Below are 14,159 nucleotides of genomic sequence, written 5' to 3'. Positions count from 1 at the left end.
TTTAGTTTACCCTATATAGCGCTGAGGTTCACAGATCCACCAAATTTATTTATAAAAAGTATGATTGCCAATGGTTTTAACATAAGTCTGTGTATGATGTACGGTCAGATCCTGTGCAAGTTTTAGCGACAAGAAAAAGTAAGTATTATCGGGAACTTCCTTTACTCCGGAGAGTGCAGCATTCACCGCTTTAATACTATCATCGTTAGGCTTCACACGGTTAAGACGCCCGTTAGCTACAGGGCTGAACTGGCTCTTCTGATAAATAACCTTATATATCGTGTCGGGGAAATTGGCTGACCGCAGCCTATTCAGAACAACGTTGGCAACTGCCACCTTGCCCTTGTACGGTTCACCTTCCGCCTCTGCCATTACAATTTTTTGTAGCAGAAGCAGTTCTTCTTCGGATACAGCGTAGCGCCGGGTTGCTTTACTTTGCTGCTCCTGGCTTAATAGCTCTGTCCGAGAGAAGTACAATGTTGTGAGGGGATGTTTCTGAGAAGCCGAGACTGTCTTCGCTGTCGCCTGACTACTCTTTGTTGCTGTTTCCGCCAATTGCGACGCTTTTTGCGCAGCTGGCTTGGATTGTACTACATCAGCCTTCACCCGAATAATGGAAACGTTCGATGTGTTTTTTGTGTTTTTTTGTTTTAATTTTTTTACACTAAGCCATTCCACACCCTTCGCCGGTTTCCAAGCGGAACTTAAAAGACTGAATGTGTTATTAAGCTTATTGGCTTGTGTAACTTCAGTAATGCCCCTCGTAATGCTACTCGTTATACTAGACTTCGATTCATCTTGCAAAAGAGAAAGTACGGATGCACGGCTAGTGGATTGCAACTTATCCATCTGCACCCTGTCCACCTTCCCTTCTGCAACTTGTTCGGGTTGCAATAAGCTTATGGCAGAGAAACACACTAGTATAACGCCAACGAGCAACGCAATATAGCGGTTTTGTTTAAAAATTAACATGATATTCCTCCTATTTCACGGCACATTCCTATTGTATGTAACCGAAAACGGAAGCTTTGAAAACTTTATTATCGATTTTAAACTGTAAACTTTTCAATAATTTCATACATAGGAATGGCATACATTCTGGTAGCATACAACACAAAACTATCAATCGTCCAGTCTCTCTGATAGTTTTTTAGGTTCCAATCGTCATCCAATTTCAGTAAATTTTCCAGCAATTTATCATCATATGAATTTTTTCCCCGGTACTTTCGAGCCACAGTAAGATGCGGTTTATAGGCCCTGGATTCGCCTGAAAAACCTAGTGGAAACGTCGCTGAATGCACTCTGGCAGCTAATTGATTTAATGCCTCTATTTCGCCGGAAACCCCTATCCACAGGACTCTTGGGGAAGCTGGAAGACCAAATGTGTCCCATTTGTCCAAAGAGAGATTGAAGGGTCTGCCTTGCCCCGCAGTCTTCCTCAAGGATTTCACTAAATCTGGAATTTTGGCCTTTGGGGTATCTCCTAAAAATTGCAGGGTAATATGATAATCTTGCGGATTTGTCCATTTAGCAAAATCAAAATTTTCAGATAGCTTTGAACATGCCTGCGCCACTATTTCTTGCAGCTCAGAAGGTAATTTCACAGCTAAAAAAAGCCGTTCTGATTCGTTCTCTGATGCTTTAGCATCCATGGTCAATTTCACCTTCTCCAATAGATTTGGTATTCTTAACCTATAACATGATCCATATCCATTAAACCACAAAGTAGGAGGAACACATCATGACTAAGTCTATAGTATGTCTACAACCACTTACATCTCAGCAGCAGGAAAGGATCAAAGCGGCTGCCCCAGGCTATACATTTACACAAGGAGACGCAAAAAATCCGGATTTGCAGCTGCTTGCAGAAGCAGAAATTGTAATTGGCTGGGCAAAAGGTATTTCGGATACACTCCTTCGCCCCGAGTCCTCCCTTCGCTGGGTTCAGTCCTGGTCTGCTGGTATTGAGAAGCTTCCCCTCGATCGTCTTAAACAACAAGGAATCCTGCTCACCAGTGGGAGCGGAGTTCATGCCGAACCTATTTCTGCGGTAATCTTCGGGTTCATACTTCTCTTCACCCGTAATTTGCATACAGCTGTACGCAATCAGCAGAACCGTATTTGGAAATCTGATGGCAGTGAAAGCGAGCTGTTCGGTAAAACAGCCGTAATAGCTGGAACTGGAGCGATCGGCAGTGAAACCGCCAGAATTGCTAAAGCCTTCCGGATGAAGACTATCGGTGTCAGCCGTTCCGGTAAGCCAGTCGCAGACTTTGATCAAATCTATACAACAGATCGTTTATCCGAAGCTGTAAGTCAAGGCGATTTCATCATCAATACCCTTCCTATTACCGATGAGACCAAGCATTTATTTAATGCCACCAGCTTCTCCGCGTTTAAAGAAGGCTCCTATTACATTAACATTGGCCGGGGCGCAACTACCGATACAGAGGCGCTGATCGACGCATTGAATCGCGGACAACTCCGTGGTGCTGGGTTGGATGTTTTTGAGACCGAACCCCTTCCGCAGGATCATCCGCTTTGGTCTATGGAGCAGGTTATTATCACTCCACACTCCGCTGGAATTACAGATCAATACGCTGACCGGATCGTTAATATTTTTACCGAAAATGTGAAGTCTTACTTATCATCAGGCACACCTTCTCTAAATCTTGTTGATTATGACCGGCAATATTAATAATAAGCTTTACAAAACAAGAACATCTGTTCTATAATAATAAAATCCAAAGTTATCCATAAAGAGAGGGTTAGTGCAATGAAGGTCACGGTCACAGAATTTAACGAACAATGGAGTCTAATGTTCAACGAAGAAGCTCAGAAGATTAAAGATATCTTTGCTGATGCCCTCGTTGATATTCACCACATTGGCAGCACTTCTGTTTCCGGACTCAAAGCGAAACCAATCATAGATATAATGCCAGTAGTACGAAATATCGAAGCTGTAGATGAGTTCAACCAGCAAATGACAGCACTTGGTTATGAATGTATGGGTGAGTTCGGTATCAGTGGCAGAAGATATTTCAGAAAAGGCGGAAATAGCAGAACCCATCATGTTCATGTCTTCCAAATGGATAATAAGATAGATATCGGTCGTCATCTGGCTGTAAGAGACTACCTTCGATCATATCCGGAGGCGGTTAAACAGTACGGAGATTTAAAAGATACTCTTGCCAAACAATTCCCAGAGGATATTGGAGCTTATATAGACGGGAAAGAAGAATTTGTGGTTAATCTTGAAAAAACTGCATATGAGTGGTATTTAAATCAATAATCCTTATAAAAATAGCCCCTGCTGTTCATTTAGATCATCCTAAATGAACAGCAGGGACTACTTGTCTAAGAGCCTCTAATCCAAATCATAAATCGAGCCGACTTTCAGTCCGTACAGCTCATTATATATTTTCTCTGCAAAAGCATCAGTCATCCCTGCGATATAATCAATCACCATATGCTCCCAAGTCCAAATCGGCTTTGCCTGCTTCTGATCTTTCTCAAAGCGCTGCAGCCAATCCGATGGAATAATGGCTTTAGAGGTCTGTGGATCCAGAAATGCTCCCCATAGTCGGCGCAAAATCCACTCACTACGTTTCTGCAGCCGCTGCACACGCAAATCACGGATCATAGTGACCCATGCGAAGCTTTTCAACACACTGACGGTCCGCAGCATATCTTCATCTTCTTTTCCTTCCTTTATAAAGGTGACCTTCTTCCAGTCTCCATCTTGGATCACTCCCAAGCTTGCGACAAAGGTACTTACCCAATAAGCCTTAACTTCACGTCGAGTGCGGGAATAGTCGTTTTCACAGGTTGGCATTTTTTCCTTCCAAACCCGAAGAAATGAACTGAGCACTTCCTCGACCTTCGCGCGAATGCCTTCCTCTTCCCAGCCCTTCCAAAAGAAATCCTCGAGCGTGGTGATTTTCTCCACGATTAACCGTTGGATATAAGAATCATGCATAAAGTGTTCATGCACTTCAATCTTTCCGGCTTTAATCCCATCCTCCAGATCATGTGCAGAATAAGCGATATCGTCACAAAGGTCCATAAGCTGAGCCTCCAACGTTTTCTTACCTGCTGGTATTCCCCACTCTTTGCGGATCTCCGAAATATATCCCCATTCGTGCAGGTACATCCCCTTCTTCAGCGAGGTGCCGGGAAAAGGATACTTGTTTATGCCTAGCAGCACAGCATCCGACAGATTTAGGCCATCAATATTTTCACGCTTCTCCAGAAACATAATCAGCCGATAATTGTGGGCATTGCCTTCGAAATGCTCATAACGTTGCTTCATCTGCTCATGGATCAGCAGCCGATCCACACCCGTTGCGCCTGATTGCAGCGCAGCTTCGTTAGTTTTCTTTTCAATAAGCTGTTCCAAAATATTATCCAGCACTTCTTCCCCTTTATGTCCAAAGGGAGGATGGCCAAAATCATGAGCGATAGCTGCGCATTCCACTACCTCTGGATCGATAACAAGACCCGGATTCTCCGCCTTAGTGGTTTCCACTTCTGGATACGATCGCAGCAGACTTTTCGCCGCCTCACGGGCAATCTGCGCAACTTCAAGTGAGTGAGTCAGACGCGTACGGTAATAATCACCGGTCCCTGCTCCGAATACTTGTGATTTACCTTGTAGCCTACGGAAAGTAGGCGAATGAATCAGGCGTGAATAATCACGCTCATAAGCAGCTCTCGACGTTTCAAGGCGGGTAATCTCCGGATATTGCCGGTGTTCTCTTTTTTCAATAAGTGTCATATTCCCACCCCTAACCAAATGTCTGTATATAGTACTTCATTATAAGGCATTTTCATAACTATTTTCACATCAAAATACAAAAGCTAATTTAATTATAAACGGGCATGTCGATAACTATGTAATCATCAGAAGCCAAAATGAATCTCATAACCTGTACATGAAGGATAGTAGAAAGAAGAAAGAGCACGAAAAAAGACTGGTTGTCTTTACAAAACTTAAACTATGAATATACCGACCCCCAAAAGGAGCACTCTAAAATAAAAAAAACAGGTGAAATGATGAAAACTCGCAGCAAAATTATGATGATCACCCTTACACTCTTTTTATGCTTCACGAACTCTGCTCTAGGCAGTCCAAGCAAAAACCGCGACTACTACGAAAAAAGAGGAGACATGATTTGGGAAGTACATACTAACCAAAAAGTGATTGCATTGACGTTCGATGACGGTCCTGACCCTACTGAAACCGATCAAATCTTAAAGGTATTGAATCAATACCATGCGAAATGTACCTTTTTTGCGATAGGAAAAAGAATTGCAGCCTATCCAGAGGTAGCGAAACGAGTGATTGCTGAGGGGCATGAATTAGCTAACCATACCTACAATCACGTTTATTTTAAAAGACCTATTAATGAAGCCCAATTTGAGCAGGAGCTAAAATTGACCGAAGAAGAGATTATAAAAGTCTCCGGTAAACATAGTTCACTGTTCAGACCACCAGGCGGCATGTATGACGAGACCTTAGTAGATCTGTCTAACAATATGGGCTTGAAGCCCATATTATGGTCCTGGCATCAAGATACACGTGACTGGAATCGCCCAGGGGTATACAGTATTTCGAACAAGGTCATTCGAAATGCACGTAATGGAGACATCGTTCTGTTTCATGATCATGTGCACGGGCAGTCACAAACTAGAGAAGCGCTTAAAATTATTTTGCCCGAATTAGAAAAGAAAGGCTTTCGATTTGTCACTGTCTCTGAGTTGATCAAATTATCCAGTACACAGCAGGCTGGGAAACAACAATAGCCTAATTGCACAGGACTTCAAAATAGGGTAGTCTTGTCCTAATATGAAGTTCTGGAGGCTTTTGTGATGTCCGATAATACATCCTATACGACAGAGGAAATTGCCCGCTTATTAAAAATATCAAAATTAAAAGTATATGATCTAATTAAAAAAGGGGAGCTCCCCTCCTACCGTGTAGGAAAACAAATGCGCGTGGATCAATCCGATTTGGAAGCCTACAAACAAAATACACGGAGTGGGGTGTCTACCGCTAACCCTACTACTATAATGGGCCAGACTCCACCAGCAATCCCCTTGGTCTTTTCCGGTACAAATCCAGCTCAAATGCCAGCACAATCTCCTCACCTTAAAGCTGTAGGACACAGCTTGGTGATTACAGGTCAGGATATGTCACTGGATATTCTAGCTACCTATTTAGAACGGGCTCTGCCTACTGAACGTCCTCTTCGTTCTTATGCCGGGAGTCTAGACAGCCTGATTGCCATGTATAAAGGGGAATCGGACATTGTCAGCACACATTTACTCGACGGGGATACTGGAGAATACAACCTACCCTATATCCGTAAAATACTCGTCGGATGTTCTTATGTTGTGGTTCGCCTGCTAACCCGAAGTGCTGGTTTATACGTACAAAAAGGGAATCCCAGAGGTATTCAGGAATGGTCTCACTTAGAGCAGGATGGACTCACGCTGATCAATAGAGAACGAGGCTCAGGTGCACGCGTATTATTGGATGAACAGCTTCGATTGCATGGCATTCCAGCAGCCACCCTATCAGGCTATATGAACGAGGAGAACAGCCATTTGGCAGTTGCCGGTAAAGTGGCCCGGGGAGAAGCTGATGTAGCCATCGGCACCGAGAAAGCCGCCAAGATTGTCGACGGCGTTGATTTTATTCCTATGATTCAGGAGTGCTACGACCTGGTGATGATAAAAAAACCGGAGCATGAGCAATGGATCGCTGCCGTGATTGATATTTTGCGTTCACCAGCCTTCCAGAGTGAGCTTGGATCCATTCACGGATATGATCTCACGGAAACTGGTACGATAATTTATGAGACTTAATGGTCGCAGACAGAAGAAGGAAGCACTCTGCAGAAGCGTTTAACTGTATTTCGTACAACTATATTACTTCGAACAACTAGCAAATTAGATATAACTGTATTTGGTACACCTATTTCTTTTGATTTACTACCCCATAGGCGTCTTTTCTAGTTTTAGTTGTATAGAATACAATTAAAACTAGAACGTTCCCTTATGCAGACCGAATAACTGGATAGAATGCAGTTAACTCACAGACTCCATCAAAATTTGGCGGTGCTAAAAGCTGCATCAAAGTCGCCGGGTTTCCACTTGCTCAGCATCCGCTCAACCGCCCGCTCCAAACCAAAAACACCAGACAGCAACTCTCCCATAACCGGAGAATCGCTGTCTGGTGTTTTTTTTAAGAACGCCGATTCACAAACATCAGCATAGCAGCTGAAATAACAATAATTGAGCATACCCACATCCACGCGAGCGTCATATTGCCTCCATCTACCGCAACATAGATCGCTGTGGGTAAGGTTTGCGTACGGCCCGGAATATTGCCAGCTACCATGATGGTAGCACCAAACTCCCCAAGACCGCGGGCAAAGCCAAGAACATAACCGGCTGCCAGCGACCGGCCCGCAAGCGGCAGCGTGACATAACGCAGTACCTGCAGTTCACTTGCCCCTTGTGCCCGCGCTGCATCTTCAAGATCTGCTTCTATCCCTTCGAAACCCGCCTTCACTGTGCGGTATACGAGTGGAAAAGCTACAACTACAGCAGCGATAACAGCTGCCCCCCATGTGAACAGGATCGTCTGCTCCGTCATCTGTTCATACCATCTGCCGATCCAGCTTCGTCGGCCTAAAATAACTAAAAGCACAAATCCTACGACCGTCGGCGGCAAAACGAGCGGAAGCAGCATTATAGTCTCTACCAAGCTGTGGCCGGGAAACTTCCGGCCTGCCATGGCCTTCGCAGCAGCTGTTGCCAAAATGAATACAATAATGCTGGTAATCACAGATATTTTTACGGAAAGCCATACCGGGGCGAAGAAATCAGTCCAATTTATTTCCAACCTTATTCCACCCGCTTCTACTCGTAATTTCTATTTAAGGAAGCAGGAAGCCATAACTTACAAAGATATCATTAGCTTCCTTGCTCTGAAGGTAACTATACAACTCCTTAGCTGCCTTTTGATTCTTCGAGCTCTTCACGATGCCTGCCGGATAATTAATGGCTTTGTGTACATGTGGACCGACCGTCAAAGCGATTTTAGTTTTCTTTGAAGTAAGCGCATCTGTCTTATAGACAAAACCGGCATCGGCATTTCCTGTTTCTACATAAGAGAGAACCTGACGCACATCCTTGGCAAATACAAGTTTGCTTTGCAGCGGATCCCATACCTTTTTCGCTGCCAGCGATTGCTGAGCATATTGACCCGCCGGCACAGATTCAGGCTGTCCTACTGCCACCTTCTTAAAAGCTTTATCCGTAAGCTGAGTAATTGTAGTTAATTTAACCTTTGAATCTGAGGGTACAACTACAACCAATTGATTCTTAAGCAGAACCTTATGATCGGAGACAAGTCCACCTTCCACCAGTGCATTCATCTGTTTATCACCTGCCGAGAAGAACAGATCCGCCGGCGCCCCTTGCTCAATCTGCTTTTGCAGAGTGCCACTTGCTGCATAATTAAAAACCAAATCAATATCGGGATGTTTCTTTTCATAAAGGAGAGCAATCTTATCCAGGCTGTCTTGCAAACTAGCCGCTGCGGAAACAATAATTTCGGTCTTCTTGGTGGCTGCTTGCACCTCTACACCTGAACCTGCAGATAAATTTACAACCAGAAGGATTGCCAATATCCCCATCACGGAGAGTGCCCATTTCTTAAACATTTCCATTCCTCCCAATTTCGTATGTATATATTTAGATGCTATTCTAGCATACAGTTTTTCGTTTTTCTACAACTACAGTTGTGTTTGGATATGTTTAGTTATATATTGTTATAATTAGACAATATATAACGATGATTTTGGCTTTTTGCACACAAAAAAGATGCCTTTGACGCCCCTAAATAGGGCTGCAAAGACACCACACGAATGATATTAATTCTTCACGTTAAAGCCCAGTACCGTCAACATAATGGATAATCCACTTCCCCAGGAATCTCACCCGGATTAATATATTCATTTTTAAGAATCAAATGAATCTAGAGAATAGCTTTCTTCTGTATAAAATTGAACAAAGGTCAAATTCGAGGATAAAAACAACTCTATAAATCGCAATTATGTTATTTAATGTATGATGATATTATAAAAAGACTCACCAAACAAGAGAAATATTCTATAATTTTTGATTTGTAACAATATATGTAAACGAATATTTCATTTGAAGGTGAGAATCCATCTTATTTATATTGTGATATCCATTTCTCCAACTGCTGCCTGAGCACTTCCCGATAATATAACGGCTCTATGATTTCTGCATCCTCTTCGAATCTCTTAATCCAGCGGACAAATGCAATATCTTGTTCCAACGCGACTTTAAAATAACAACACCGAGCTTGACGGTCTACTTTATTCGGCTTATAGGGCAGATCCTCTCTCTTAAGCCCTTCCATGATTCGCTCCGAAAATTTCACTTTAAACTCTACCTGCAAACTATCGCGGTCAAGTGACCATTTTTGCTTCATAAAAGCTTGCAAATCAAATGATTCCTTTGAGAAGCAGCGGTTTAGTGGCTTCACGTTTGAAAAATCGTTGATATGATATGTACGAATAACACCCTGATGATGGCAAAATCCAATGAGATGATAACGATTTTCCAGTGGGACTAAACAATAAGGATCGATGGTTATTTCTTTCTCCTCCACCGCATTCTCACAATAATTCGCTTGAATACTCCTCTGCTTTAATAAAGCCTCCAATATAGGTGTTAAAAAAGATTGATGCTCCATCTGTGCACCGCTTCTTTCCAACCAGCTTGTACCTGCTTCTCTTCTTGCACGTTCTATCGTTTCTTCCCGCTCCGCCTTTCGCTTGTATTCAGCTGCAACTACTTTTTCATAAGCGCCTTCAAAACCGATAGGCAGAACGGGTTTAATATCTTCCATAATATAGCGTAGTTGCGAAAACGCAGACGCCTCTTCTTCCGACCAATCCAAAGGATAAAGTGCAAAATTGCCAATAAAAGCATAGCCTTTTCCATGTCCAAGGTGGGTTATAGGAATATGCATGGCGCTAAGCGCGTCCATATCCCGGTATATCGTTCTCTCGCTGTTGCCGCAGCGTTCCGCCAATTCACGGGCTAATATCCCTGGCTTGGCTTGAACAAGTGTAATAATGCGCATCAGTCGGATTAATCGGTCTGTCATATTCAGTTCCCCTTGATTTATGGTTAAATAGACCCATTATTTTATGAAAAAAAGTAATAGTGTGATAGAACTTTTTTACTATGTTACCACATTTTATATTACAATTCTTCTGATTATTTTCCGCCGAACCCGCTGACAAAACAAATTTATGTATAGGTCTTTTTTCGTCAATATGCATCTTCTAGTTGTATGTCCTATATCAATTTCCAGTAGCAGTTTTCCCCCGCTTCTGATACTCGAATCCAATCTGTTTATACAACATTTCGGCCTCTTTAAGTAGTAAAGGATCTCCAGAACGTACGGCTAGTAATAGTAATTTATCTGCGTGACGGCAAAGCATTTCATGAGCTTGACTATGTTGTCCTTCATTTTGCAACGTGGTTGCCTCCTCAATCGTTTCAGCTGTTTTTAACAATTCCAGATGTTTCTCTACGTGAAAGCAGCAGGTTTCACTCAGAACCTGAGTATGATGGGTGTATTCTAGCTCAAGAACCTTTACTGGAAGCTCTTGAACACGCTCTACGGTTGGCTTTTTATATTTCCACTGTAAGGAAAGAGCTTCATATCTACCTGCAATAGTAGTAGAGATATTGAATTCCAAAGCAATAAACTTTCGTTGCCCCGTTTTTATTTTGCCAAGCTTAAGAAGTAGCGATCTGCCCTCACCGACTTCAAACTCACACCCATACGAACGCTTAAAAGTTACATGGGGTTCAAGCCAAACTCGCAGCTCAATTTCACGCGCAACCACTTTATAACTGCTGGGTCGGCTGTGCTCTGCAGGTATATTCCCTTTCCATTCGACAAGCAAAATAACATTACGATTGCCGCCTGCAAAAATACGATTTTGACTCCATGTGAATACGGGATGAATACTTTCTATCATTATTTCCACCTCTTTCTTTTTTTGGGTCTTCTATTAATGTACCAATAATGGCGGACAACTCCATGTCATGGAATGTATGTTCGGTTCTATATTATCGACAAAAAAAGAGTCATTCTACATGCTTAGTAGACTGACTCTTGTAAAAACAACTCCTTTTGTCTATTTATGACGAAAATTTTATGTTTTTTTCTCATCGACTCCCTAATTTAGTCTGCATTCGCTCTCGCTTGAAAAATAGTCCCAGTGCCCATTTAGCACACCACAGAGAAAATATAAAAAACAGTGTGGCCCAAAATATAGCGGGTATGGGAGTCATTCTTGCCAGATTGCTGGCATCTCCTGCACGGGACGGTGATACAGCAGCCGCGTATACCAGAAATAAACTTCCCATTACAGACTCCTCCAAGGTTAAAAAGGCCAATAACAAATAATAATATTTGCTGGCCGTCTTCCAAACCAGCAGCATTAGAATATTTAGCGCAATAAATCCGCCCAACCACATCATGCCAAAGCTTCCTCGTACGTATAGCAGGAGCATAATCAACGCCACACCCGTAGCTAAGATAAGGCCCCAATCATGGCGTCCCTTACTGTATAAATAGAAGAGCAGAAGTGCAAATAAGGAGGCTAGCAAATAACCCGAGAGGGAAACTAATATTGCCTTGCCCCCTTCTTGAATGGCTGAATAGGTTACACCGCTATGATCTGCGTATAATTCAATCCTCAGCACACTACCCGACAGTAGTAAGGTCATCAGAGCATGCCCAAATTCATGAATCATCGTGTCTAAATTCCGAAACAAAGATGAAAATGGGATCAATCTAGTCAAAAAAGCAGATCCGATCAGAAGCAATATTGTTTTAAGCCATTTGTTCAATCGACAGCAGCCCCTTTCGTCCAAAGTATACGATAAATAGTACCTCTTCTCAATCGAGATAATCACGGACTGATCGTGTTTAATAATGAGTAAACGAAAACCTTAAGGAGGTAAAAATTACTTTCATTATAAGCATTACCAGTCCCATGGCGTACGCTGTCAGAAGCTGTCAAGCTGTGTTAAAATAAAAGAACTACAAGCCTAAATTGGGTGGTGATTATATAGATGAAGCAACATAAATCCCGAGCATATCTACAGCTGTTATATTCGCTCCTGTTCTTGCTGACGCTTACTGTATGCCTGCCAGCTCCTGTAGCAAAAGCTAATATATTCAGTGATATCTATAATGGAGTTAAAAATTTCTCCGAGCTGCCAAACGAAGTGAATGAATTAAAGGAAGGTTTTCAGCAAACCGCTGAAGAGCTTCAGCAGGCAAAGGATAAGCTCGCGAATACCACGCAGGAGATAGAAGCTTACCGGATACAGAACGAAAGCCTACAAGAGCAGAATCGCCAACTAACGCAGATGGTTGATGAATTAAAAAATGACCGGACGGCACGCGAAGAATATTATCATAAAATCAAAGTGACTATTTTTACAGGGATTGGACTAATCCTAGGTTATTTTATACTGATCCGTTTTATTCGTTTCAGCATGCTTTACCGTTCGCGAAAAGGCGACCGTCTGCGTTAGTCTTACGTATTCATTGAAGATCACAGTCACAGCATGAGGGAGATGAACTATGAACATCGATATCCAAGATGAAAGCGACAGTGGAAGCGGACAAGCCGTAGCCTTCTCCCTTGGGGAGAAAGAAGAGGTTCATATACTCCATCCACAACAAATTATCGCTTATCAAGGTCCTTCCTCAGGACGAGCGGACAGATTTATGGATGTGAAGGGCATATACCGCAAGCGAAAGTTGATTCGTTCCGATATGGCAGGTCCTTGCCATTTCGTCGCCGCCCTTCCACCAGGCTATCGCATAAAAATCCTGCAGCTCGATGGCAAAAGCGATCTGCTGTACGACTTTAAGCATCTCTTCTTCTACAGTATAGGTATTTCACTGGAGACCCGGGTGCTAAGCATGAAGAATGTGCTCGTTACACGGGATATTGTAAAGGTGAAATTCTCGGGCAATGGCATGATTGGCATACTGACGGAGGGTACGGTCTGTGAAGCTGTACTGCACCCGACCAACCCCCTTTATGTCGATGCAGGCAGCATTATTGCCTACCCTGAGAATGCCAAGCTGGAGCTCACCGTTTATGGCAACCATTTGGCTAGCCAGCATATGAGCTATCACTGGAAGATGACAGGTCACGGGCCTGTGCTGTTTCAGGCAGGACGTCAGAACCGCCGATTCGAAAGAGATAACAACGATGATGGAATTGTTAAACGATTTCTACGCGAGGTAGTTCCCTTCGGGGGTGTGTTTATTAAATAGTTGTGTTCAGTAGTAAAACAACAAAACAAAGAGCGCCATGCGTATCCTATACGCAGGCGCTCTTTGTGGTTCTATCCTTTATAAGAATGTTGTCTTAGGCGATAAAAGCATTCAACATCCAAGCATGTTTCTCAATGCTGCTTCTAATACCAATCAGCAGATCCGCAGTGGGTTGATCAGCCAGTTCTTCTGCAGTAGCAATCGCAGCCTGCAGTTCTTTAGAAACAGTTGTAAAGTCTCTAACCAGCTCCATTACCATACCCTTGGCATCTTCGCCGCCACGAGCTTCCTGTAAATCGGAAAGCTCCAGATATTGTTTCATAGAGGAGGCAGGTTGTCCACCAATAGCAAGCAGGCGCTCAGCCAAATCATCTGCATAACCAGCAGCTTCATTGTAGAGTTCTTCAAACTTCTCATGCAGCGTGAAGAATTGGGATCCGCTAACATACCAGTGATAATGATGAAGCTTTACCCCAAGCAGGAACCAGTTCGCGGTCTGGCGGTTCAAAGCAGCGTGCAGTTCAGTTTGGCTCTTTAGTTGTGTAGTCATTAATAAAACCTCCTATGGTTAATTTATTATATTGTATTTAGACTCGTTCTAAATCTATATACAATTTAACACATCCTTTTGCTTTTTGCAACCAACTCTGAAGATTTGCATGTTGCCGATTCTAGCATAACTTTTGTTATAACGCCTATTATCTCTGTCACACTCTGGATAACGTCCTCTTTCTAG

At 42.9% G+C, this 14,159-nt stretch carries 15 protein-coding genes; 6 read left to right on the top strand and 9 right to left on the bottom strand.

All coding sequences use genetic code 11. The features are described from left to right. Positions 1 to 45: 45 nt before the first annotated feature. Positions 46 to 972 (bottom strand): cell wall hydrolase, encoded by a 927-nt coding sequence (locus MHB56_RS19300; RefSeq protein WP_076185046.1) that lies wholly within the window; start codon positions 970 to 972, stop codon positions 46 to 48. A 77-nt stretch (positions 973 to 1,049) separates the two neighbouring features. Further along, on the bottom strand, positions 1,050 to 1,652 hold the full coding sequence (gene thpR, locus MHB56_RS19295) for an RNA 2',3'-cyclic phosphodiesterase (protein ID WP_076194205.1): 603 nt from the start codon (positions 1,650 to 1,652) through the stop codon (positions 1,050 to 1,052). 89 nt (positions 1,653 to 1,741) lie between these two features. On the opposite strand from thpR, the gene MHB56_RS19290 reads away from it, so the two are divergent. Then, positions 1,742 to 2,698 carry a D-2-hydroxyacid dehydrogenase gene (locus MHB56_RS19290; RefSeq protein ID WP_076129248.1) on the top strand — a complete coding sequence of 319 codons (957 nt, stop codon included), beginning with the start codon at positions 1,742 to 1,744 and terminating at the stop codon, positions 2,696 to 2,698. A 78-nt stretch (positions 2,699 to 2,776) separates the two neighbouring features. Beyond that, entirely contained in the window at positions 2,777 to 3,292 is a 516-nt protein-coding gene (locus tag MHB56_RS19285) for a GrpB family protein (RefSeq protein ID WP_076279904.1), read from the top strand. A 75-nt stretch (positions 3,293 to 3,367) separates the two neighbouring features. On the opposite strand, the gene MHB56_RS19280 is transcribed toward MHB56_RS19285, so the two are convergent. After that, positions 3,368 to 4,777: a deoxyguanosinetriphosphate triphosphohydrolase family protein gene (locus MHB56_RS19280; RefSeq protein ID WP_038568916.1), complete on the bottom strand. Its 1,410-nt coding sequence runs from the start codon at positions 4,775 to 4,777 to the stop codon at positions 3,368 to 3,370. 278 nt (positions 4,778 to 5,055) lie between these two features. Here MHB56_RS19280 and MHB56_RS19275 point away from each other — a divergent pair, with 278 nt between their 5' ends. Both MHB56_RS19275 and MHB56_RS19270 read left to right on the top strand, forming a co-directional pair. Continuing rightward, entirely contained in the window at positions 5,056 to 5,805 is a 750-nt protein-coding gene (locus MHB56_RS19275; RefSeq protein WP_076129284.1) for a polysaccharide deacetylase family protein, read from the top strand. Between the two features lie 66 nt (positions 5,806 to 5,871). Then, positions 5,872 to 6,870, top strand: coding sequence for a helix-turn-helix transcriptional regulator (locus tag MHB56_RS19270; protein WP_339281735.1), 999 nt, complete (start codon positions 5,872 to 5,874; stop codon positions 6,868 to 6,870). Positions 6,871 to 7,249: 379 nt separating this feature from the next. On the opposite strand, the gene modB is transcribed toward MHB56_RS19270, so the two are convergent. The 5 genes from modB to MHB56_RS19245 all read right to left on the bottom strand — a co-directional run bounded on the left by modB (position 7,250) and on the right by MHB56_RS19245 (position 11,976). Continuing rightward, positions 7,250 to 7,906 carry a molybdate ABC transporter permease subunit gene (modB, locus tag MHB56_RS19265; RefSeq protein WP_172628881.1) on the bottom strand — a complete coding sequence of 219 codons (657 nt, stop codon included), beginning with the start codon at positions 7,904 to 7,906 and terminating at the stop codon, positions 7,250 to 7,252. A gap of 40 nt (positions 7,907 to 7,946) precedes the next feature. Next, complete coding sequence (modA, locus tag MHB56_RS19260) at positions 7,947 to 8,741, bottom strand: molybdate ABC transporter substrate-binding protein (RefSeq protein WP_405169003.1); 795 nt, start codon at positions 8,739 to 8,741, stop codon at positions 7,947 to 7,949. Between the two features lie 506 nt (positions 8,742 to 9,247). Further along, on the bottom strand, positions 9,248 to 10,213 hold the full coding sequence (locus MHB56_RS19255) for a helix-turn-helix transcriptional regulator (protein WP_076185040.1): 966 nt from the start codon (positions 10,211 to 10,213) through the stop codon (positions 9,248 to 9,250). Positions 10,214 to 10,412: 199 nt separating this feature from the next. Beyond that, the gene (locus MHB56_RS19250; RefSeq protein ID WP_248547913.1) at positions 10,413 to 11,099 is read right to left on the bottom strand and encodes a hypothetical protein; all 687 of its coding nucleotides are present in this window, start codon (positions 11,097 to 11,099) and stop codon (positions 10,413 to 10,415) included. 190 nt (positions 11,100 to 11,289) lie between these two features. Continuing rightward, the gene (locus tag MHB56_RS19245; RefSeq protein ID WP_248547914.1) at positions 11,290 to 11,976 is read right to left on the bottom strand and encodes a M50 family metallopeptidase; all 687 of its coding nucleotides are present in this window, start codon (positions 11,974 to 11,976) and stop codon (positions 11,290 to 11,292) included. Between the two features lie 225 nt (positions 11,977 to 12,201). On the opposite strand from MHB56_RS19245, the gene MHB56_RS19240 reads away from it, so the two are divergent. Further along, positions 12,202 to 12,669, top strand: coding sequence for a hypothetical protein (locus MHB56_RS19240; protein WP_076129257.1), 468 nt, complete (start codon positions 12,202 to 12,204; stop codon positions 12,667 to 12,669). 49 nt (positions 12,670 to 12,718) lie between these two features. Continuing rightward, positions 12,719 to 13,423 carry an AIM24 family protein gene (locus tag MHB56_RS19235; RefSeq protein WP_076185036.1) on the top strand — a complete coding sequence of 235 codons (705 nt, stop codon included), beginning with the start codon at positions 12,719 to 12,721 and terminating at the stop codon, positions 13,421 to 13,423. Between the two features lie 94 nt (positions 13,424 to 13,517). Here the strand turns inward: MHB56_RS19235 and MHB56_RS19230 are convergent, their stop codons facing one another. After that, on the bottom strand, positions 13,518 to 13,973 hold the full coding sequence (locus MHB56_RS19230; protein ID WP_076129259.1) for a Dps family protein: 456 nt from the start codon (positions 13,971 to 13,973) through the stop codon (positions 13,518 to 13,520). Positions 13,974 to 14,159: the final 186 nt, after the last annotated feature.

The sequence above is a fragment of the Paenibacillus sp. FSL H8-0315 genome (assembly GCF_038005365.1).
Lineage (GTDB): Bacteria > Bacillota > Bacilli > Paenibacillales > Paenibacillaceae > Paenibacillus_AQ > Paenibacillus_AQ odorifer.
The sequence above is the reverse complement of the archived record's forward strand: the minus strand, read 5'-3'. Positions and strand labels throughout refer to the sequence as shown.